The organism is Mycoplasmopsis canis PG 14 (assembly GCF_001553195.1).
Taxonomy (GTDB): domain Bacteria; phylum Bacillota_I; class Bacilli_A; order Mycoplasmatales; family Metamycoplasmataceae; genus Mycoplasmopsis; species Mycoplasmopsis canis.
In genome coordinates, this window is sequence record NZ_CP014281.1 from 388,643 (window position 1) to 411,692 (window position 23,050).

The 23,050-nt window shown below is 32.3% G+C and carries 16 protein-coding genes, 8 tRNA genes and 2 rRNA genes; 5 read left to right on the top strand and 21 right to left on the bottom strand.

The genetic code is table 4. From position 1 onward, the window contains the following. Positions 1-447, bottom strand: a complete 447-nt coding sequence (locus AXW82_RS01425; RefSeq protein ID WP_004794700.1) for an RpiB/LacA/LacB family sugar-phosphate isomerase — start codon at positions 445-447, stop codon at positions 1-3. 81 nt (positions 448-528) lie between these two features. Between AXW82_RS01425 and AXW82_RS01430 the strand changes: the two genes are divergently transcribed. Beyond that, the gene (locus tag AXW82_RS01430) at positions 529-1,245 is read left to right on the top strand and encodes a pseudouridine synthase (RefSeq protein WP_004794698.1); all 717 of its coding nucleotides are present in this window, start codon (positions 529-531) and stop codon (positions 1,243-1,245) included. 32 nt (positions 1,246-1,277) lie between these two features. On the opposite strand, the gene AXW82_RS01435 is transcribed toward AXW82_RS01430, so the two are convergent. Further along, positions 1,278-2,975, bottom strand: coding sequence for a PTS transporter subunit EIIC (locus AXW82_RS01435; protein WP_004794697.1), 1,698 nt, complete (start codon positions 2,973-2,975; stop codon positions 1,278-1,280). Beyond that, the gene (locus tag AXW82_RS01440; protein WP_237076670.1) at positions 2,975-3,280 is read right to left on the bottom strand and encodes a hypothetical protein; all 306 of its coding nucleotides are present in this window, start codon (positions 3,278-3,280) and stop codon (positions 2,975-2,977) included. Before AXW82_RS01440 ends, AXW82_RS01435 begins: the two co-directional genes overlap by 1 nt. A gap of 198 nt (positions 3,281-3,478) precedes the next feature. On the opposite strand from AXW82_RS01440, the gene AXW82_RS01445 reads away from it, so the two are divergent. The 4 genes from AXW82_RS01445 to ptsP all read left to right on the top strand — a co-directional run bounded on the left by AXW82_RS01445 (position 3,479) and on the right by ptsP (position 7,972). Beyond that, positions 3,479-4,339, top strand: coding sequence for an N-acetylmuramic acid 6-phosphate etherase (locus AXW82_RS01445; RefSeq protein ID WP_004794693.1), 861 nt, complete (start codon positions 3,479-3,481; stop codon positions 4,337-4,339). Beyond that, positions 4,323-5,432, top strand: a complete 1,110-nt coding sequence (nagA, locus tag AXW82_RS01450; protein ID WP_004794691.1) for an N-acetylglucosamine-6-phosphate deacetylase — start codon at positions 4,323-4,325, stop codon at positions 5,430-5,432. The genes AXW82_RS01445 and nagA overlap by 17 nt, the downstream gene beginning before the upstream one ends. A gap of 1 nt (position 5,433) precedes the next feature. Continuing rightward, positions 5,434-6,162 carry a glucosamine-6-phosphate deaminase gene (gene nagB / locus AXW82_RS01455; RefSeq protein ID WP_004794689.1) on the top strand — a complete coding sequence of 243 codons (729 nt, stop codon included), beginning with the start codon at positions 5,434-5,436 and terminating at the stop codon, positions 6,160-6,162. Between the two features lie 109 nt (positions 6,163-6,271). Next, complete coding sequence (gene ptsP / locus AXW82_RS01460) at positions 6,272-7,972, top strand: phosphoenolpyruvate--protein phosphotransferase (protein ID WP_004794686.1); 1,701 nt, start codon at positions 6,272-6,274, stop codon at positions 7,970-7,972. A gap of 22 nt (positions 7,973-7,994) precedes the next feature. Here ptsP and AXW82_RS01465 read toward each other — a convergent pair whose 3' ends face one another. From AXW82_RS01465 to AXW82_RS01550, 18 genes are all read right to left on the bottom strand, one after another. Further along, a complete protein-coding gene (locus AXW82_RS01465; RefSeq protein ID WP_004794685.1) occupies positions 7,995-8,234 on the bottom strand; it encodes a hypothetical protein in 240 nt (79 codons plus the stop codon). Positions 8,235-8,301: 67 nt separating this feature from the next. Continuing rightward, entirely contained in the window at positions 8,302-9,585 is a 1,284-nt protein-coding gene (locus AXW82_RS01470) for a YitT family protein (protein ID WP_004794682.1), read from the bottom strand. 92 nt (positions 9,586-9,677) lie between these two features. Further along, complete coding sequence (locus AXW82_RS01475) at positions 9,678-10,322, bottom strand: signal peptidase II (protein ID WP_004794681.1); 645 nt, start codon at positions 10,320-10,322, stop codon at positions 9,678-9,680. Next, complete coding sequence (gene ileS, locus AXW82_RS01480) at positions 10,294-12,966, bottom strand: isoleucine--tRNA ligase (RefSeq protein WP_004794679.1); 2,673 nt, start codon at positions 12,964-12,966, stop codon at positions 10,294-10,296. Before ileS ends, AXW82_RS01475 begins: the two co-directional genes overlap by 29 nt. A gap of 137 nt (positions 12,967-13,103) precedes the next feature. Then, positions 13,104-13,179, bottom strand: a tRNA-Phe gene (locus AXW82_RS01485). Positions 13,180-13,183: 4 nt separating this feature from the next. Then, positions 13,184-13,260: transfer RNA gene (locus AXW82_RS01490), tRNA-Asp, on the bottom strand. 4 nt (positions 13,261-13,264) lie between these two features. Next, positions 13,265-13,341 (bottom strand) — tRNA-Met (locus AXW82_RS01495). Between the two features lie 29 nt (positions 13,342-13,370). Then, positions 13,371-13,463 (bottom strand) — tRNA-Ser (locus AXW82_RS01500). 9 nt (positions 13,464-13,472) lie between these two features. Beyond that, a tRNA-Ile gene (locus tag AXW82_RS01505) sits at positions 13,473-13,548 on the bottom strand. An 18-nt stretch (positions 13,549-13,566) separates the two neighbouring features. Next, positions 13,567-13,643, bottom strand: a tRNA-Met gene (locus AXW82_RS01510). 6 nt (positions 13,644-13,649) lie between these two features. Next, positions 13,650-13,726, bottom strand: a tRNA-Ala gene (locus tag AXW82_RS01515). Positions 13,727-13,731: 5 nt separating this feature from the next. Then, positions 13,732-13,808: transfer RNA gene (locus tag AXW82_RS01520), tRNA-Pro, on the bottom strand. A gap of 210 nt (positions 13,809-14,018) precedes the next feature. Further along, positions 14,019-16,910 (bottom strand): 23S ribosomal RNA (locus AXW82_RS01525). Between the two features lie 289 nt (positions 16,911-17,199). Continuing rightward, a 16S ribosomal RNA gene (locus AXW82_RS01530) occupies positions 17,200-18,708 on the bottom strand. Together the 16S and 23S rRNA genes with 8 tRNA genes alongside form the textbook arrangement of a ribosomal RNA operon. A gap of 215 nt (positions 18,709-18,923) precedes the next feature. After that, complete coding sequence (locus AXW82_RS01535; protein WP_004794660.1) at positions 18,924-19,910, bottom strand: DHH family phosphoesterase; 987 nt, start codon at positions 19,908-19,910, stop codon at positions 18,924-18,926. 1 nt (position 19,911) lies between these two features. Next, a complete protein-coding gene (locus tag AXW82_RS01540) occupies positions 19,912-20,877 on the bottom strand; it encodes a DHH family phosphoesterase (RefSeq protein WP_004794659.1) in 966 nt (321 codons plus the stop codon). After that, positions 20,868-21,842: a DHH family phosphoesterase gene (locus tag AXW82_RS01545; RefSeq protein WP_004794657.1), complete on the bottom strand. Its 975-nt coding sequence runs from the start codon at positions 21,840-21,842 to the stop codon at positions 20,868-20,870. The genes AXW82_RS01540 and AXW82_RS01545 overlap by 10 nt, the downstream gene beginning before the upstream one ends. After that, positions 21,829-23,040, bottom strand: a complete 1,212-nt coding sequence (locus AXW82_RS01550) for a hypothetical protein (RefSeq protein WP_004794655.1) — start codon at positions 23,038-23,040, stop codon at positions 21,829-21,831. The genes AXW82_RS01545 and AXW82_RS01550 overlap by 14 nt, the downstream gene beginning before the upstream one ends. Positions 23,041-23,050: the final 10 nt, after the last annotated feature.

The following is a 23,050-nucleotide window of genomic DNA, read 5'->3' on the forward strand; positions in this document are numbered from 1 at the left end:
TTATTCCTCATTATCTAATTGATCAATTCTTGCTTGGTGACGTCCACCTTCAAATTCTGTTTTTATATATTCGTCTACCATTTTTTTAGCTTCTTCAAGTTCAACTTGACGTCCACCAAATACCAAAACATTGGCATCATTATGTTGCTTTGCTAAATGTGCATCTTCGACTGAAACAACTCTAGCTGCTCTAATGTGTTTATGTCTATTTAATGCATATGAAATACCTAGACCAGTTCCGCACATTGCGATACCGAAATCTGGTTTTTCATCATTAATATAATTAGCTAGCTTATGTCCTTGTTCAGCGTAACTAACTGAAACTGCATCAGTTTTAGGACCTAAGTCAACAACATCGTAACCTAATGACTTAACATAGTCAATAAGTTGTTCTTTTAAATTAAATGCTGCATGATCACTTGAAAATGCTATAACTTTTTTCTTCATATTTCTCCTAATTTTATTTGTTAACTATTTAACTTTTATAATTATACTAAAATTGTAATAAAAAAGTTTTATAATTTTATCATGAATAAACAAAGATTAGATAAATTTATTTCTAATAATACAAACTATTCTAGATCGCAAGTAAAGAAAATATTAAAAGAGGAAAAAATATTTATTAATGGTGAAGTTGTCACAAAAATAGTTGATATCATTGATTCTGACATTGTGACTATTGAAAATAATATAATTAAAAATTATAAAGATATTTATATAGTTATGAATAAACCAAAAGGTTATGTTTGTGCAAATATTGACCAATTTCACAAAACGGTTTTTGAATTACTACCTGATGAAATTAAAAATTTAAAAAATCTTCATACAGTAGGTAGATTAGATTTAGATACGGAAGGTTTATTAATTATTACTAATGATGGAGAATTCACGCATAATTTAGTTTCTCCTAGAAAGCACGTTGAAAAAACTTATGATGTAGTTGTTGATAAAAATTTAAGAAATGAACTAATCAATATTTTTTCAAAAGGTGTGATTATTAATATTAATTACTTAACTAAACCAGCAAAATTAGAAATAAAAAGTCATAATAATGCACTTTTAACAATAACTGAAGGTAAGTTTCATCAAGTGAAAAATATGTTTTCTTCAGTCGGATATAATGTGAAACAATTAAAAAGAATCAAATTTGGTGATTTAGAATTAGATAATTCAATGCAACCTGGTGAAATAAAAATTTATTCCAAAGAGGAAATATCAAAATTATTAAAAAACAACAACCGCTAGGCTGTTGTTTTATTATTAGCATTATATTTTAATTATAATTCTTCACCTATATGTGAAACAATTTCATTATTTAGACTTTCTGCTTCAACTCCAATAATTGCTTGGAATGAAGTGTCAGACATTTTAGCAAGACCAAATGCACCTGCTTTTTTAATTTCTTCTTCATTTACTTTTGAACCATCTTTGACAACATATCTTAATCTTGTTGAACAATTATTGTATTCAACAATGTTATCTCACCCACCAAATCCTTTAACAATTTGTTTTCCTTTTGCAGATAATTGAGATGAACTAGTTGTTTGTGATTCTTCTTGCCCTTCTTCTTGAAGTATTACACCTGCACCTCTACCTGGTGTACTTAAGTTTAATTTTGTAATTAAAATTTTTCCAACAAAGAAGTATGTTGCAGCTGTTAAAATTCCGATAGGAATAATTCATGCTGGGTTAGCAAATACTCTTGAAGCACCTGTGAATCCTGACTCATTAATAATTGCCATTGATTTTGGAATTGATGTAATGAAGTCGATTAATCCAGCTGAGAAACCAAACCCTAATTGAATACCAAAAGCACCTGTAATAAATGCAAATATTCCTGTTAAGACTGCATGAACAAAGTATAGAAGTGGTGATGCATATAAGAATGCAAATTCAATTGGTTCTGTAATACCAGATAAGAAACTAACAAGAGCAGCTGAACCAAATAAAGCAATTACTTTTGTTTTTTGTTCTTTGCTTTCAGCAGTATATGCAAAAGCTACAACTAATGCTGGTAATCCAAACATCATCATTGGGAAAAATCCAGCTTGGAAGATTCCACCAGGGTTATTTTTAGCAACCCCACTTAAGAAAATGAAAATATCTCCATTAACTGTTTCTCCTGCTTGACCACCTTCTTTAGCTCATGATCCTAATTGGAATCAGAATAAGTTGTTTGGAATGTGGTGTAAACCAAAAGGAATTAATAAACGGTTAATAAATCCGTAAACACCCATAATTGATGCTCTAGTAAATCTAGTACCAATTGTAGCTGTTTCTCCAACAGCTGTAGCATCTGATAGAGCTTTTGAAATTGCATAAATAACATATGCAACTCATGGGAAAATGATTGCTCATCCAATTGAAAATACTGTTGCAGCAATTATTGTTAAAGCAGGAATTAATCTTTTTCCTGAGAAGAATCCTAATACTTTAGGTAATTCAACTGTATTTGTTTTATTGTAAATTCAAGCAACTAATGCTCCGACAAAAATAGAAGTTAAAATGTTTTGCCCTAAAACAGCATTAAATTTACCACCAAATATCGCTTCAAAACCTAATGTTCTTGAAACAACTTCTTTTTTGTCGTTTAAAACAACAATTTCCTCTCCTAGGTTAATTGATCCATAAATTTCTTTTACTAAAAATGGAACTAAGAAAGTTGTGATTAATACACCTATTAATCCTGCGAACGCAGCCTCTCCACGTTTATCTTTTGTAAATCCAAAAGCTAAACCAACTGCGAATATTAGGTGTAAGTTATCAAAAACGATACCTCCACCTTTAATTGTAATAGTTTGCACTACTCTTGCAAATGCTGTTGCAGTAGGGATTTCAGCCCCAATTCTTAAAAGAATAGCTGCAACTGGCAAAATAGCGATTGGGAACATTAATGTAGACCCTACTTTTGATAGGAGCTGCATAATTCTCTTGAAAAAGCTTTGTTGTGGTTGAGAATGTGTAGCTGTCATCATTATTTTTTACCTCCCGATCTAGCCATTGAACGTCTTAAACCTTTCTTTGAAAGATATAATTGAACAACAACTGTTGAAACAATTGCACTAAAGAATACAATCAAGAATAATAAAGCAACTGATGCAACAACATTTGAATGGAAAGCTTTTCCATCAACATCTGCCGGCGCTTTATATAAAGTTGATAGTAAAACAAGTGTAATTAATAAAATAGCTCATAGTGCCCATAAACCTATATAGATTCATTGAAAACTATGAATTTTTTTTAAAAAATCATTGATTTTAGACATCTTTAAACCTTTCACTTTAATTAAAGAGTGGTTCACCACTCAATATAATATTACCTTTTTTATATTTTATACCGTTAAAAAAGCATTAATCATTCACTTTAATTCGCAAAAATAGTTTAAATATATGAAAATCTTTTCATAAATAGAATTAATAATTCAATCTATTTAATTGAGTTAATTGAATATTAAAATTTAAACTGTGAAAGAGGCAAAATGGATAATTTAGATAAATTAGAAATAAAAGATTTGGTTGATATTTTTTCTGAATCAACAGCCGATGTTTATTTGGCAATCACTAAGGCTAAAAAAAATCTTGAAAAAGCAACAAAAATCATTTCTAATTCTATAAAAAATGGTGGAAAAATAATTTATGTAGGAGCAGGTTCTAGCGGAAGAATTGGTCTTGTTGATGCATTAGATGTTATTCCTACTTTTAATGAAAGAAATTGATTCTTATATTCTATGGCAGGTGGTGAACCGGCAGTTTTAGATTCATTAGAAGGATTTGAAGATGATTACGAATTAGGCGTTGCAGATGCTAAAAAAAATAAAATTAGCGAAAAAGATATTGTTGTTGGATTATCTGCTTCAGGTAATACCAAATATGTTGCAGGTTTTTTTGATTACTCAAGAAAAATGGGGGCAAAAAATATTTTAATCGAAAATAAACAAGGTGGTAGGTGTGAAAATTTAAGCGATTTAATTATTTTTATAGATACCGGACAAGAGATTATAGAGGGATCTACTCGCTTAAAATCTGCTACAGCACAAAAAATCATATTGAATATGTTTTCATCAATTGCTGCAATAAAAAATAATAAAGTATTCAATAATTTAATGATAGATGTTACTCCAATTAATGAAAAATTAGTTCAAAGGAGTATTGATATAATTTCTACAATAATGGGCTGTTCATTACATAAGGCACAACAAGCATATGAAGAATCCCAAAGAAATATTAAATTAGCTTGCATCATGATAAAATACAATTTAGATATTAAAAAAGCAAAAATTTTACTAGACAAGCACAAAAACAACTTAAGAGAGGCATTAGAAAATGGAAACGATAATTAGTAATGTAAAGATTGTAAATCATGACGAAACTATAAATAATGCTGATATTATTATCGAAAATAATTATATAAAAAGCATTATTAAAAAAAGTGGTGAAGGAACGAGGATTGCAGTACCAGGCTTTATTGACACACATATACACGGCTTATATAATTACGATGTTATGGAGGGTTCTAAAGCTCTTGAAATTATTTCCTATCAGTTAGCAAAAAATGGTACGACATCATTTATGCCTACTGCAATGACTAATTCATGAAAAAACATCCTTTCTTCACTTTCTAATATGTCAGAGAACAAAGTTTGATATTCAAGAAATCTTGGATTTCACATAGAAGGTCCATTTATCGGATTAGCAAAAAAAGGAGCGCATAAACCCGAGTATTTACTAAAGGCTAATAAATCTAAAATTCATCAGTTAGTTAAAGCAAGTAACTTCAATTTAAAGAAAATATCATTTGATCCTAAAATGATGTCTTTAAAAACATTTGACTATTTAAAAGATCAATGAAAGATAATTGGTTCTATTGGACATACTGATGCATCTTATAAAATTTCACAAGATTTTTTTGATAGAGGATGTAATATGGTTTGCCACCTTTGAAATGCTATGTCTGGTGTTGATTCAAGAAATCCAGGGCTAGCTCAAGCTGCTTTAGCGAATGATAATGTTTATACAGAAGTTATTATCGATTTAGTTCATTCATCCAAAGAGACTATTCACTTTACAATAAAAAACAAAACTGTTGATAAAGTAATTGCTGTGTCTGATGCTATAAAGCCTGCATATTATATGGATGGAGAAAATATTTCGGGAGATACTAAGGTATTTAAAAAAGGTAAATTAATTACCCTAGTAGGAACAAACACAATTGCTGGTTCAGGAATTGTCATTCATGATTCATTTGTTAATTTAGTAAAAATAGGATACTCATTAAATGATGCTGTTAAAATTACTTCATATAATGCCGCAAAACATTTAGGACACAATAAAATAGGTCAATTAAAAGAAAACTATTTTGCTGATATTGTTTTGATGAATCCAAAAAGTTTAAAAATTAAGACAGTCTATGTAGACGGAAAAAAGGTAAGATAAAATGAGAGTATTAATAAAACCAACAAAAGAAAGAGAAGCAGAATTTGCTGCTCAATTAATTAAAGAAGAAATTCTTAAAAAACCAGATTTAAAAATTTGTTTTGCAACAGGAAATTCTCCTATAAATACATATAAAAATTTAATTCAAATGCACAAAAATGGAGAATTATCATTTGCAAAAGTAACATCTTTTAATTTAGATGAGTATGTAGGTATTCCTAGAGAAAATGAATGTTCATATCACTATTTTATGCATGAAACACTTTTTAATCATATCGACATAAAAAAAGACAATATTAATTTACCAAATGGAAATGGTAATATAGTAAAAAATGCCCAAGATTATGAACAACTAATTAGAAATAAAGGCGGAATTGATTTAATGATACTTGGTATTGGTACAAATGCACACATAGCATTCAATGAACCTGGATCTCTACTAACAGAAAGAACAAGAGAAGTTAAATTAACGCAAAGCACAATTAACTCAAATAAAATATACTTTAAAAATGAAAATGATGTACCTAAAACAGCTATATCTATGGGGATTAAAACAATTTTAGAAGCTAAAAAAATAATTTTATTAGCTGATGGAGATTCAAAAGCGCAAGCTATATACGATACAATCTATGCTCAAATTGACCCGAAAACCCCTTCTAGTTTCTTGAGATTACACAATGATGTTACATTAATCATTGATGAATATGCTGCTAAAAAAATAATAAAATAATTTACTACTAATAAACATGTGGAATTGTTTGCATGTTTTTTTCTAAAAAAATAGCCTAAACAGAAAATATTAATCAAAATTATATAAAATTAAACCAAAAGAGGTAAATATGATAATAAAAGGAATCGGAGCTTCAAAAGGTGTAGCAATTGCTAAAATTTTTAAAATTGAAGAACTCCCAGTTGATGTAACACAAAAAACAAATAATGTGGAGGGTGAATTAAATCTTTATTCTTCAGCAAGAAGTAGAGTTGTAGATAAAATAGAAAAAACCAAAAAGCTCGCTAAAGACCCAGAACATGCAACTATCTTTGATGCGCATATAGGATTTGTTCTTGATCCATTTGCAATAGAAACAATTGAATCAAATATAAAAAATAATTCAGAAACAGCCGAATTTGCTGTTAAAGAATTCTATACAGGTTTTGCAGAAACATTTGCGGCATTAGATGATCCATATCTAAAAGAAAGAGCCGCAGATATTAAAGATGTATTAAAAAAATTATTATATATTTTAAACGGACTAGAAGAACCTGATTTAGCTAATATTTCTGAAGAAGTGATTATTGTCGCAGAGGACTTAAGTCCTTCTCAAACTGTTCAATTAAATAAACAATTTGTAAAAGGTTTTGCAACTAATATCGGTGGTCCAACTTCGCATACAGCCATTATGGCAAGAAGCTTAGGCATACCTTCAGTTGTGGGAGCAAATGGAATTATGAATAATTCAAAATCCGGAGACCTAGTAGCTTTGGATGGTTCAAAAGGTGAAGTTATTATAAATCCTAACAAAGAAGAACAAGAAAGATATTTAATCGAAAGAGAAAAGTACTTAAATTATCTAAAAATGTTAAAATCATTAAAAGGTAAAGAAAGCAAAACATTAGATAATCACCACGTAGAGTTAGCAGCAAATATCGGAACTCCTAAAGATTTATTTTCTGTTATAGAAAATGATGGTGAGGGCATTGGACTATTTAGATCTGAATTTCTTTACATGGACAACGATCATTGACCAACTGAAGATGAACAATTCGAAGCTTACAAAACAGTTGTCAAAGGAATGAATGGTAAAAGGGTGGTTATTAGAACATTAGATATTGGTGGTGATAAAACACTAAAATATTTCAAATTCCCAGAAGAAATGAATCCTTTCTTAGGATATAGAGCTATTAGATTTTGCTTACAAAATCCAGATATATTCAAAACCCAATTAAGAGCATTGGTAAGATCTAGTGAATTTGGTAAAGTTGCAATTATGTTTCCTATGATCACAAATGTCAAAGAATTTTTAGATGCTAAAAAAATCTTTATAGAAGCATATAATGAAGTGTACAAAATTAATAAGAATATTAAACCAATTGAAGATATCGAAGTTGGCTTAATGATGGAAACTCCTGCAGCAGCTATTTTGTCCGATAAGTTTTCAGAGCATGCTGATTTTGTTTCAATCGGTACTAATGACTTAATCCAATATTCAATGGCAGCTGATAGAATGAATGAAAATATTTCTTACTTATATCAACCATTAAATCCATCTATTTTAAGATTAATAAAACATGTTATAGACGGGGCGCACAAACACGGTAAATGAGCAGGAATGTGTGGTGAAATGGCAGGCGATAAAAGAGCAGTACCATTATTAATTGGTCTTGGTTTAGATGAATTTTCAATGAGTGCAAGTAATATTTTAGCAACAAGAGAGTTAGTTAATTCTTTAGAATATAAAAAAATGAAATCTTTAGCCGAAAAAGCAATCGAACTGAGTACAATGGAAGAAGTTCTAGAATTATTGAAAAAAGAATTATAAAAAGTTGGTTTCCCAACTTTTTTTAATATATGTTAAATTTTGAATCAGATAGGTCCTGCTTTTTCGAATTATCTCACTTAAAGGTTGTTAACTTATCTTTAATTTCTCCGTTAGTTGAAAAAGTAACCTTAAAGAAACCTACAACACTGGCTAGAGAACTCATTAGTAAGGGAACACTTGTTAATAAAGCTGTAATACCAAATCCTGTCGTTATTCTTGAATATTTTCTTTTCTCAATTTTTCTAAGATCTGATAATCTCATTTTCTCCTCCTTTCATTTTAAAAATAAGAAAAATAGAAAAGTTAATAAAAAAAACACAATTAAGTGTTTATTCCACAAAATCTGTTGTAAAACTACCAACAATTCTCGAAACATTTTGTACTGAAATCCATATTTTAGGATCTATCATTTTTAAATCTTGAATAATATGATTGGTTTCTAAAGATAACATAACGGTAGTTATTTTAAAATTTTCTTGACCAGTATATCCAGATTGAAAACTTTCAATTCTATATGAATGTCAATAATTAATTAACTTAAAATAAGCTAAAACTTTTTGAGGGTTTGTGCTTACAATTGTCATTGAAACTTTTTTGTACTTTGGATACAACAAGTTAATAACTAAATTAACAACAATTATATAAAAGAATGTACTAACTTCACGCATTCCGAAATATATTCTTGATTCTTTGTAGTTTTGAAAAAGAATTTCGTATCTCTTTGAGACTTCTTCATATGTTTGCTGAATACCTTTATAATCATGCAACTCTGCATATTCATTTTTACTTAATTTAAGAACTGCATCCACTGAAAGCGGTTCGTCTTTTAAATAATTTGGTTTAACAAAAGCAAATATAATCAAAAAGATTATAGCAGTAGCAAATCCAATAACTGATAAAACTTGACCTACACTTTTCTTTGATCTAGTAGAAAAATAATAACCAATAATATCAGTTCCACCTGTTGATCCTCCAACTTTTCATGACATTGCTATACCAACACCAATTAATGAAGCACCAATTGCAGTATATATTAAGCTACTTCAATCAGTATAAGACTCATATCTCTGAGTTAATTTAATATTTTGATGAAATCAATGAACTATTTTTTCTTGAGTGAAAAAGAAATTTGTGACAATCTGAAATATCATAAAAATAATAGTTAAAAATACAAAACTTCTCTTTATGTGGCGTCCAAATATTAAAAATAGTGGCACATTACATCCTAAATAAATTAAGGCAAAGTATGGTTCAGTTGAAGGGACTGCATATTGTATCAATGTTGGAATACCTGTTACTCCAGACGGGATGGTTTCTGCACTTTTTAAAAATATTTGAATACCTGCATTAAAAATAGTTGCTGCTAAAAATAAAATTATTACTTTAAATCAATACCTCTTGAAGAAAAGCTTAAATGAAATTTTTTCAGACTTAGAATTATACAAGTATTGTCCCATTTTATATTTCAATTTATGTACTTCAACATCAATTGAATTTAAATGTATTTCTGGATCAACTACTTCATCATTCTTTGAAACATCGTTTTTTTTAATTTTAAGAGCTTTACAACAAGCATCTTTAATAGTATTTTTTAAGTTTTTATGTGATTTCATAATTGATTAATATTTTATACTATTTTTTATTTTTTAAAGTAAGAAAATTAGCTAAGTATCAATAAAATACTTAGCTAATTTAATTTGTTATGTTAAACAATTAAATGTTGTATATTTGAAGGTTTTTTCTTAAATAATGACTGAGAAAATGAATAGATTACAAAAAGCAAAATTCCCAACATAATCTCTGCGTCAGCAATATTAAAAGTACCTCTATCTTTTATAAATGGTAAAAAGATGATATCTTTAACGTGCCCATTGAATACAAACCTATCAATCATATTACCGGATGTTCCTGCCAATACTAAACCAATTAGGAAAGCAGAGATTTTATAGTGTTTTTGCTTAAATATTAAACTTATAGGAAGAATTATTAAAAAGATTATGCTTAACCCTTGAATAAAAGTTTGATTCCTTGTTTTAAGAAATGTTACTCCTCCGTGTCATATACTTCTAATTCCAATAATCTTATAGTTAACTCAATTGTTTGGGTCACTAGGATAAATACTTTCAGCCAATACCTTTTTTCCGTTAAATAATCTAACAAATAAGTCTTGACCAATATACTCACCTTCGTTTACAGAACCATGTTCAAATAATAAAGTTTTAGAAACTTGATCGAATGCTAAAAAAAGAATAAAAGAAGTTAAAAATATTATATAAGCTACTAAAATTTTAAATTTTCTTTCTTTAACTTCTTTAAAAAATTTATTTAATATTTTTATTGATAATTCCATAACAATCTAAACATAAATCATTTTTTATTTCATCTTTAATAAAGTGATTTCAACATCTTTGACATTTTATTGAGTCAAATTTTTCTGCAAAAAACTTATCAGAATTTGTAACTTTTCCAACCGACAATAATGTTTTTAAATCTAGGTTACTATAGTCTTTAAATTTATTAAGGTCTAAAAACAATTCCAATTCATTAGATCTCTTTACCAATCCTGATTTAATAGCATTTTCAATTAAAATGTTAACACTATCTCTCAACTCAAAGAATGAGTTATATTTATTCAATACTTCCTTATTAAAACTACTTGAATTAAGTGTTTCTAGTGTTTCTAACATAACAGATTCTTGTTTATTTTCCTTAGGTAAAAATGAGTATGCTTCTTCTGAAGTTGTTGGTAATATTGGAGCTAATGCTATGATTAAAAATTCAACAATCTCATACATATTAGCTAGTGTCATTAAGCGCTCTTTATCATTGAATTCACGAATATACAAAATGTCTTTAGTAACTGATAAATAAAAACTAGATAAATCAACAATATAATTATTAATTAATTTAACAACATTTATAAATTTAAATTGATCATAAGCTACTTGAACATTATATTTTAACTCTTCCAATTGTTCTTTTATAAATGAATGAATGCCTTCTCTTTTTGTTTCTTTATTATATTTATAACCACTTAAATTCCCTAGAAGGAATCTAATTGTATTTCTTATTTTACGATATATTTCTGTATTTTGATCAAGTATTTGATCTGAAATAGTGACATCATTTGTGTACTCACTATTTGCCACTCATAACCTTAGTATGTCTGCGCCACGTTTTTTTACTACATCTAAAGGCGAAATAGTATTTCCTTTAGATTTAGACATTTTTTCGCCCTTATGATCTAAAGTAAATCCATGCGAAATTAAATTTATATATGGTGTAGTACCTTTATAAGCGACAGAATTAATAATTGACGAATTAAATCAACCACGGTATTGGTCTGATCCTTCTAAGTATGCATCATATGGAGATGAACTAAATCCATTATCAATATCAGCAGCAACAGATGATACACCTGAATCAAACCAAACATCCATTATATCCATTTCTCTTTTGAAACCTTTATTTCTAAATTTTTCAGGTAATAACTCATCAGTTTCTCTTTCTCATCAAACATCACTCCCGAATTTAGAAACTAAATCAATTACATAATCGAAAATTTCTTCATTTATTATCGGATTATCATTTTGATCATAAAAGAAAATTAAAGGTACACCTCATGAACGTTGTCTTGAAATAGTTCAATCATTTCTATTTTCAATCATTTTCATCAAACGTTTTTTTGCTCATTCTGAATGAGTCTTAACATTGTGTTCAATTTGGTATAAAATTTTATCTCTTATTTTATCAATAGAAACAAATCATTGAGGAGTTCCTCTAAAAATTATAGGTTTATGTGTTCTTCAATCATGTGGGTATGAATGTTTAAATCTTTTAAAATTCAACATTCTTTCACCAAGGAATTCAGAAATTGATTTATTAGCATCCTCATAAAACATTCCGTCAAATGATGTATTAGTGTTATAAATATACCCTTTATCAGAAATATGCATAATCATTTCAAGACTATTTAGCTTACCTATTTGGAAATCATCTTCACCAAATAAAGGGGCTATATGAACTAAACCAGAACCACTCTCGGTTGTAACGTGATGTCCTAAAACCACTGGAGCAGTTGCTTTTAAAATTGGAGTTTCATATTTAACTCCATTAATCTCTTTCCCTAAAAATGAATCAACAATTTTATATTCTTCTCAACCTATTGTTGAAGCAACATTATCAACCAAATCAGTAGCAATTAAATAAAACTTATTTTTTACTTGAACTCTTGAATAATTAATTTCACTACCAACAGCAACACCTGCATTTGCAATTAATGTTCAAGGAGTTGTTGTTCATATAATTAAGTTATCTTCTTCTTTAATTTTAGAAAATTCAGAACTTAATATTTTGAAAGAAACAAAAATAGAAGGAGATATAACATCATGATATTCAACTTCAGATTCTGCTAAAGCACTTTGCGAACTTGGAGATCAATAAACTGGCTTTAATGCCTTATAAACCAAGCCATCTAAAGTTAATTTTTTAAGAACCTTTAATTGTTCAACTTCATACTCTTTTTCCATTGTTACATAAATCTTATCCATGTTCGTGAATAATTGTAATGAAGCAAATTGTTCTTTTTGATTTTTTATTTGTTCTCTCGCATATTCTGCGGCTCTTTTTCTTAAAGTAACAGCATTTAAATCTTCTTTATTTAAATTGGCTGTTGAAAGCATTTTATGTTCAATAGGTAATCCATGAGTATCTCAACCTAAAACAAATGGTGAATAATAACCCTTAATTGTTTTGTATCTAACAATAATGTCTTTTAAAATTTTGTTTAATGCATGACCAATATGAATATCACCATTAGCGTATGGAGGTCCATCATGTAACACAAACTTTTCATTATTCTTATTTTTTAATATTGCTTTATTATAAATATTTTTCTCTTCTATTTCTTTTCTTATTTTTTCTTCTTTAGCTGTTAAATTTGCTCTCATTTCAAAGTCTGTTTGAGGCATATTCAGAGTATTTTTATAATCCATAAAGTCTCCTTCTTTTAAAGATAATTTAATTTATTAAATTATACAAAATTTATAAACTTAAATTAGTTATATTTTTTTAAAAAATAACTCTATTTTATAAAGTGACTAAATCATTTTATAAAATAGAGTTATTAATATGGTGGCCCCGGCAGGAATCGAACCAGCGACACACAGAGCTTCAATCTGTTGCTCTACCAACTGAGCTACAGGGCCATAATGGCGGTCCAGACGGGGATCGAACCCGCGTTCTCCTCCGTGACAGGGAGGCGTATTAAACCACTTTACCACTGGACCATTTTGGTTGCGGAGACAGGACTTGAACCTGTGACCTTCGGGTTATGAGCCCGACGAGCTGCCAAACTGCTCCACTCCGCGATATGAATATTAAAGCTTTTAAAAAATAATGGCGGGTGATGAGGGATTCGAACCCCCGCGGGCCGTGAAGCCCCTGCTAGTTTTCAAGACTAGTCCCTTCAGCCGGACTTGGGTAATCACCCATTATTTTTTGGTGGACCTAACAGGACTCGAACCTGTAACCAACCGGTTATGAGCCGGTTGCTCTAACCATTGAGCTATAGGTCCAAAGCCACAGCAAATTTTTGGTAGCACCGAAGAGAGTCGAACTCTTGACCTTCCGGGTATGAACCGGATGCTCTAACCAACTGAGCTACAGTGCCATAATATGGTGGAGAGTATGGGATTCGAACCCACCACCTCCTGCGTGCAAGGCAGGCGCTCTAGCCAAATGAGCTAACCCCCCATAAATGGTGAAGAAGACAGGATTTGAACCTGCGACCACTACAGCCCAAATGTAGTGCTCTACCAAGCTGAGCTACTTCTCCGTTTTCTTAAGGCTATAGTATTATACAATACTTTATAAAAATCAAAAATATTTTTTTGTTTTTTTATTTATTGCTAATATAGTATACCATAGTTTTTAAAAAATAAAATTTTTTAATAAATTTAAATTTATAAAAAAACGCTCCTAATGGAGCTTGTTCTCTGAAAACTGAATAGTAAATAATAATCTATTAAAATGTCTTGAATACATTTCTTTTAAACCTATCAATTTATTAGTAATGGTCAGCTGAATGTATTACTACACTTACACTTCCATCCTATCAACCTCGTAGTCTACAAGGAATTTCAAGGGAATACTTATCTCTGAGGAGGCTTCCCACTTAGATGCTTTCAGCGGTTATCCCTTCCGTACTTAGCTACCCAGCTATGCTCCTGGCGGAACAACTGGAACACCAGCGGTACGTCCACTCCGGTCCTCTCGTACTAAGAGCAGCTCTCATCAATATTCCAACGCCCACATCAGATAGGGACCGAACTGTCTCACGACGTTCTGAACCCAGCTCGCGTACCGCTTTAATTGGCGAACAGCCAAACCCTTGGAACCGACTCCAGCTCCAGGATGCGATGAGCCGACATCGAGGTGCCAAACCTTGCCGTCGATGTGATCTCTTGGGCAAGATAAGCCTGTTATCCCCAGGGTAACTTTTATCCGTTGAGCGACTGCCGTTCCATGACGTACAGCCGGATCACTAAGTCCTGCTTTCGCACCTGCTCGACTTGTAGGTCTCGCAGTCAAGCACACTTCTACCTTTGCGCTCTACATACGGTTTCTGACCGTATTGAGTGTACCTTTGAACGCCTCCGTTACCTTTTAGGAGGCGACCGCCCCAGTCAAACTACCCACCACGCACTGTCTCCCCGCCGGATAACGGCGGCAGGTTAGAAACTCAACATACCAAGGGTGGTATTTCAAGGTCGACTCCTCTAAGGCTAGCGCCTCAGCATCATAGTCTCCCACCTATCCTACACATGTTAGGCCAAGTTCCAATACGAAGTTGTAGTAAAGCTCCATGGGGTCTTTTCGTCTTGATGCGGGTACCCAGCGTTTTCACTGGGACCATAATTTCACCGAGTCCAATGTTGAGACAGTTGAGAGATCATTGCGCCTTTCGTGCAGGTCAGTATTTAGCCGACAAGGAATTTCGCTACCTTAGGACCGTTATAGTTACGGCCGCCGTTCACCCGGGCTTCATTTCAACGCTTCGCATAAAGCTAACGCATCCACTTAACCTTCGGGCACTGGGCAGGCTTCACCCCCTATACATCACCTTGCGGTTTAGCAGAGAGCTGTGTTTTTGATAAACAGTTGCCCCTCACAATTTACTGTGGCCAACTTTTTAGGGTTGGCACCCCTTTTCGCGAACTTACGGGGTTAATTTGCAGAGTTCCTTAACATTGGTTTTCTCGCTCGCCTTAGAATACTCATCTTGGGAACGTGTGTCCGTTCTCGGTACAGGCACCCTGACATTTAAACGTTTAGAAGCTTTTCTTGGAAGCATGAAATCACACAATTCAAACCTAAGTTCTATGCATCATAACTCCCGGTTATAGAATACGCATTTAACTATATTCACCAGTTGTTATTTACCCCTAAATCCAATAATAGGTAGTGTTATCCTTCTCCGTCACTCCATCACTATGCCAAGGTGGTACAGGAATATTAACCTGTTGTCCATCGGATACGCTTTTCAGCCTCTCCTTAGGCCCTGACTAACCCTGGGTGGACGAACCCCTTCCCCAGGAAACCTTTCCCAATAGGCGTCGTGGATTCTCACCACGAATCGTTACTCATACCGGCATTCTCACTTCTTAGCGCTCCACCAGTCCTCACGGTCTGACTTCGCCGCACTAAGAACGCTCCTCTAACGTACTTTCGTACCCGTGGCTTCGGTATTATGTTTTACTCCCGTTACATTATTGGCGCAAGATCTCTTGACTAGTGAGCTATTACGCACTCTTTAAAGGGTGGCTGCTTCTAAGCCAACCTCCTAGTTGTTTATGAAATCTCACAACCTTTCTGACTTAACATAATTTTGGGACCTTAGCCGACGATCTGGGTTGTTGCCCTCGCGAGCCGGGACGTTAGCACCCCGGTTCCGACTGCATGACAATACACAATGGTATTCGGAGTTTGATTATAGTCAGTACCGCTAGGCGCGGCCATTCCATATTCAGTGCTCTACCACCAAAGTTTAACATCACACGCTAGCCCTAAAGCTATTTCGAGGAGAACCAGCTATCTCCAAGTTCGATTGGAATTTCTCCACTATTCACAAGTCATCCGGGCACTTTTCAGCGTACTACGGTTCGGCCCTCCACTTGGTGTTATCCAAGCTTCAGCCTGCTCATGAATAGATCACATGGTTTCGGGTATATATCAACATACTAAACGCCCTATTAAGACTCGATTTCTCTACGGCTCCGCTTTTTTCTGCTTAACCTCGCATGTTAACATAACTCGCCGGTCCATACTGCAAGATGTACGCCATCAGCCATTAACGGCCTCTGACTAATTGTAAGTAAGTGGTTTCAGATTCTATTTCACTCCCCTCCCGGGGTTCTTTTCACCTTTCCCTCACGGTACTAGTTCACTATCGGTGTCTGGTTAGTATTTAGCCTTACCGGATGGTCCCGGCAGATTCAGACAGGGTTTCACGTGCCCCGCCCTACTCAGGATACTATCAGAAGTTTTTGCCATTTCGCATACGGGAGTATCACCCTCTATGCTAAAGTTTCCCAACTTTTTCTGCTATAACAAAAATTTGTAACTTCGTGTAGATAGTCCTACAACCCCATCATATAGATGGTTTGGGCTCTTCCACGTTCGCTCGCCGCTACTGATGGAATCATTATTTATTTTCTCTTCCTGTTGCTACTAAGATGTTTCAGTTCACAACGTGTCTCGCTATCAAGACTATTTATTCATCTTGATGCAGTTAGAAATTACTCTAACTAGGTTTCCCCATTCGGAAATCCCCGTATCGTAGCTTATATCCAGCTCCACGAGGCTTATCGCAGGTAATCACGTCCTTCATCGACTTCCAGACCCAAGGCATCCACCACAAACTCTTACTTATTTAAAAGATCAATATTTTCCTATTGTTGTTGATGTATTCAAAGACATTTTAATAAATTATTTAAAAAATAATTACTCGGTATCACAAAACAAATTGACTAATTTATTTTTATTGATGTCGTTGTTATATTAATTTATCTTTACTATTCAGTTTTCAAAGAACAAAGAGAGAAATTCTCTCAAAACTAGATATACTGTCGGGTTATCTCGACACATGACATTTAAAATAATAATTGATAACCATGTAAAATAGGTAATTGTTACTAAAATGAATTGTAACTTAATGTACTCCGTAGAAAGGAGGTAATCCATCCCCACGTTCTCGTAGGGATACCTTGTTACGACTTCACCCCAGTCACCGGCCCTGCCTTAGGCAGTTGTCTCCGTAGTTAACAAAACCGACTTCGGGCATTACCAGCTCCCATGGTGTGACGGGCGGTGTGTACAAGACCCGAGAACGTATTCACCGTAGCGTAGCTGATCTACGATTACTAGCGATTCCGACTTCATGTAGTCGAGTTGCAGACTACAATCCGAACTGAGAATGGTTTTTTGAGATTTGCTTGACGTCGCCGTTTTGCTTCTCTTTGTACCATCCATTGTAGCACGTGTGTTGCCCCACTCGTAAGAGGCATGATGATTTGACGTCGTCCCCACCTTCCTCCCAATTACTCGGGCAGTCTCCCTAGAAAATTAACTAAGGACAAGGGTTGCGCTCGTTGCAGGACTTAACCGAACATCTCACGACACGAGCTGACGACAACCATGCACCATCTGTCATTCCGTTAGCCTCCACTATATCTCTATAGTTTTGCGGAAGATGTCAAGAGTGGGTAAGGTTCTACGAGTATCTTCAAATTAAACCACATGCTCCACCGCTTGTGCGGATCCCCGTCAATTCCTTTAAGTTTCACTCTTGCGAGCATACTACTCAGGCGGATGATTTAATGCGTTAGCTGTGCCGATAGTTTTACTATCAGCTAATCATCATCGTTTACAGCGTGGACTACCAGGGTATCTAATCCTGTTTGCTCCCCACGCTTTCGTCTCTCAGTGTCAATATGTGCCCAGTTAGCTGCCTTCGCCATGTTGATGTTCTTCCTAATATCTACGCATTTCACCGCTTCACTAGGAATTCCGCTAACCTCTACACAATTCTAGCATGCCAGTATCCAACGCAATTTGGGGTTGAGCCCCAAGTTTTCACGCCAGACTTAACATACAACCTACAGACGCTTTACGCCCAATAATTCCGGATAACGCTTGCAACCTATGTATTACCGCGGCTGCTGGCACATAGTTAGCCGTTGCTTTCTGACAAGGTACCGTCAAGGCAATAGCATTTCCTCTACTGCTTTTTCTTCCCTTATAACAGCAGTTTACAACCCGAAGGCCTTCATCCTGCACGCTGTGTCGCTCCATCAGACTTTCGTCCATTGTGGAAAATTCCCTACTGCTGCCTCCCGTAGGAGTCTGGGCCGTATCTCAGTCCCAGTGTGGCGGATCAGTCTCTCAACCCCGCTAAACATCATCGCCTTGGTAAGCCATTACCTTACCAACTAGCTAATGTTCCGCACCCCAATCTTTTAGTGAAGCTTTAAAGGCTTCTTTTATATATAGTTCATGCGAACCATATAAGTATCCGGTATTAGCGATAATTTCTCATCGTTGTCCCAATCTAAAAGGCATGTTAAGTACGTGTTACTCACCCATTCGCCGCTAAGTTCCGAAGAACTCCGCTCGACATGCATGTATTAGGCACACAGCCAGCGTTCATCCTGAGCCAGGATCAAACTCTCGAAAAAATTGACTGTCATGTTTTGTGTATATCTAGTTTTCAAAGAACTTCATTTTTAAAATGTGCAATAGAATTATAATATAAGTTTTCAAATTACAAAATAAAAATTTAAAATAATTTTCAATAATCTAGTGCTCTTTTAAAAAGGTCTAAATTATTATATTACAAAAAAATTAAAGTAAAAATTTTATTTTAAAAAAATCAAGCTTGTTTAGCCTGATCTTATTTTTTGTTCATAGACATTTCATTTATGTATCTTTTGACTTCTAAAGCACAATCATCAATAACTTTTTCCACTAAATCAAATGAATCTATAATTGCACCCGAAGCTCTTTCGTGGCCACCGCCTCCTCATTTAATTGCTACATTTCTAACAATTGGTCCATTAGACCTGAATTCCACTCTAACTCTTCCGTCTTCCTCTTCAAGGAATTGAACTCAAAAAGGGTGATCTTTTATATTTGCTATTATATTAACTCTCATAGATGATTGAGAAGTTTTTCCATACTTTAAAGTATCTTTTAAATTATTTTGAATATATGCTACACCATCTCTGGTTTTTAAAGTAGAAAGTAATCAACTATTAAATTTAATATCTTCTAATGATGTTTTTGATAAATTTGTATGTATGTAATCCGCTTCTAAACCAGCTTCATATAATTTTGATGCAAGGTATAAAGTTCTTGATCTTACATTATTGAATAAAAATCTACCTGAATCTGTATTTATACCTAAATATAAATAATTAGCAGCTTGCGGAGTTATTTTTCATTCATTAACTACAGCAATCTCTGTTATCATTTCGTCAGCTGCTGAATATGAACTGTCAACTCACCTAATTGCTTTTTCTCCTAGATCATCATCATTAGGGTGGTGGTCAATTCTAATAACTTGTGCAAAAAGATTTTTATCTAAAACTTCTCTTTTTTCGATTCTTTCTTTATGATTTGCATCTACAACAACAGCTAAAGATTTTTTAATAATATCATCACTTGGTACTTCATCCATTGTGAAGTCTAAAAAATCGAATGTATTTTTAGCATCTCCAATGGCATATACTTTTTTATCCGGGAAATTTAATTTTATCAATTCCTTGAGCCCAAATTGTGAACCTAAACAATCCCCGTCAGGTCTTATATGGTGAAAAATTACGATACTATTGTACTTGTATAGTTCTTTTGTTACTAACTCTAAACTTCCTATTTTCATATTATCTTGCCTCTCATTCTTTTATTTCATCGTTTAATAATTTTAATACATCTGGAACTTGCTCAAATGAATCAAGAGTACATCCTGCTGCATTATCATGTCCTCCGCCATTAAATTTATTAGCTACATTATTCACTAATGGTCCATTAGATCTTAAACGAGCTCTAACTTTTCCATCTTCCATTTGAACAAATAATGCTCAACAAGAATTGTCATCAATATTTGCTAATTCATTAACGTACAAAGCAGCTCTTAATGAGTCTATTTGATGTTCTTTTAAAAAGTCTTCTTTAATTTCGTAGTAAAGAACTCTTCCTTCTTTTTTGAAATTAGAAAGTATTTGTCCAGAAATTTGTATGTCTTTCAAAGTTCTTTGATTTAGATTTCTAAGAATTTCTTGAGGGTGAAATCCGTTTTCCATCAAGAAAGCAACTAATTTATAAGTTCTTGATGATGTGTCAGGGAATAAAAATCTTCCTGAGTCAGTATTTATCCCTAAATAAATGTGAGCCGATGCTTTCTGTGTTACCTCTCATTTAGCATCAAAAGCTATTTGAGCAACCATTTCGGCTGCCGCAACAAATTTATCGTCAATATAATTATATTCATAATCTATATCAGCACCATTAGGATGATGATCGATTCTTAATCTAGCTGTTGTTTTTTTCTCATACAATAGCTCAGCACATTCAATTCTATCACCACTTGAAGCATCAACAACAATTGCTAATGAATTATTAAAATCAATTGTATCTATTTGATCATAATGGTAATTCATAAAGTCAAAAGTTTTTTGATTATTACCAACTGTATAAACTTTTTTGTTTGGATAATTTGTCTTAATCAATTCAGCTAAACCAGCTTGAGATCCTAAACAATCACCGTCAGGTCTTATATGATGAAAAATTATAATATTTTCATATTTTTCAATTGCATCAATTGCAACTTTTGAGTTACCTATTTTCATTTACTATCCTCTCATTCTTTTATTGATAAATTAAGTTTACTAATAACATTTTGTATTTCTGAAGGTTCATTAATATTAAATCCCCCTCTATCATCATGGCCTCCGCCACCAAAATATTTTGCAACGGGTATCATAGACGGTCCATTAGACCTTATCCTTGTTCTAATTCCACCGTTTTCTAAATCAATAAATAACACTCAACAATTATTATCTTCGATATTTCCTAAAACATTCACAAATTGTGATGCTTCAAAAGAATTTAAATTAAATTGCTTTAAAAATTCTTTATTAGCATAAAAGTATAAAACTCTTCCTTCTTTTTTGAAATTAGAAAGTATATATCCAGAAACCTTAATATCGTGAAGATTTCTTTTATTCAAGTTTCTCAAAATTTGTTGTGGGTGAAATCCGTTTTCCATTAAGAAAGCAACTAATTTATAAGTTCTTGATGATGTGTCCGGAAGGGAAAAGCGAGCTGAGTCTGTATTTATTCCGAGATAAATAAATTCCGATGCCTCTTTAGTGATATTTCATTTTGCGTCAAAAGCTATTTGAGCAACCATTTCAGCAGCCGCTACAAACTTTTCATCAACATAAATGTAATCATAATTTATATCACTCTCATTTGGGTGATGGTCAATTCTTAATTTTGCTGTTGTTAGATTCTTGTACAAAATTTCTGAGTTTTGAATTCTATCACCACTTGAAGCATCAACAACAATTGCTAATGAATTTTCAAAATTTATTTCATTTTCGTTTTGAAAGTCTCAACTCATAAAAGGAAAAATTCCTTCATTACTTCCTACTTTATAAACTTTTTTGTTTGGATAATTTGTCTTAATCAATTCAGCTAAACCAGCTTGAGATCCTAAACAATCACCGTCAGGTCTTATATGATGAAAAATTATAATATTTTCATATTTTTCAATTGCATCAATTGCAACTTTTGAGTTACCTATTTTCATTTTTCTCCTCCTTCTTGTTTTCCTTAATATATTTTTCAATTTCTAACTTTGACTCTTCAAAATACTTATCATCTGTTATTGAATTTTTTATCTTGTTCAGAATTTTATTAAACAAGGAATCTAAGTCTTTTTGTTCATTATACTCATTAGTAAAAGCATTGTATTCTTCTTCTGAAAAGTAATTATCTTTTAAAATTTTTATAAGTTCAAATAAAGAAGTTTTGTTTTTAAATACCTTAAATGAGAATATTTCATTAATCATTTGCACAATTATTTTGCTTTGATTCTCTATAAACTTAATTCAATACTCGAAAATATAACTCTCTAAAATTGGATTAATTTGTAAAGTTTCAAAGTATGTTCTTTTAATATCTTCAATTATTTGAAAATATTTTTCATAAACATTCTCAAATAATAATGAGATTTCTTTAAAGTTTTCTTCAATTGAATTAAAAGTGTTCTTTATACTAGAGTATCTTTTATTATCAACTTTTAATAATTCTTCAATTCTTTTTGTTGCCTCTTTATAGTAATTTTCGGAATATAATTCAATGTTTCTAATTTCATTGACAGGTCCTTCTAAATCGAAGTTTTTATATGCTTCATAAATATTCTCTGTTGTTTCATAAAAATTGTTTAACTCTTTAGATGAAGAATCCGTAAACACTGAATCCACTTGTTTTAAAAAATTGTTTAAAATAAGTGTTTTCGAAAATCTTGACCACCATTGTAATATTCCATAACTCTTTACAAAAGATTTAAAAGATGTAAATTCATTTTCTGTGAGTCCGTGAATTGTAAAATATATATTTAAAAATTTATCGGATCTTATTCCTTCGGTTTTATCATTTATTTTATTCTCAGGTATTGCTTGCAATAAATTCTTTATATTTTGATAAAATTGCGTATTAGCAATAATTTGAGCATTAAGATTGTTTCATTGAGATTCAGAAAAATAGTATCCTTGCGCTTTTTGTGCTTCTAAAAATCCATTGAGTGAAGCTGTTTTATAAGATATAACAGGTTTAAAAAACTTAAATCTCGGGTCGTCGTCTTTATTTAGGTTTTTTGAAAACTTGTTTAAATCATCTATGGATTTTTGTGTTCTATTTTCAGCTGTACACGAAACAGAAAATGCAATTATTGGTGCAATAGACATCGAAAGAAAAAATAATTTAAAATTAAATTTCTTTTTCATAATTTAATTT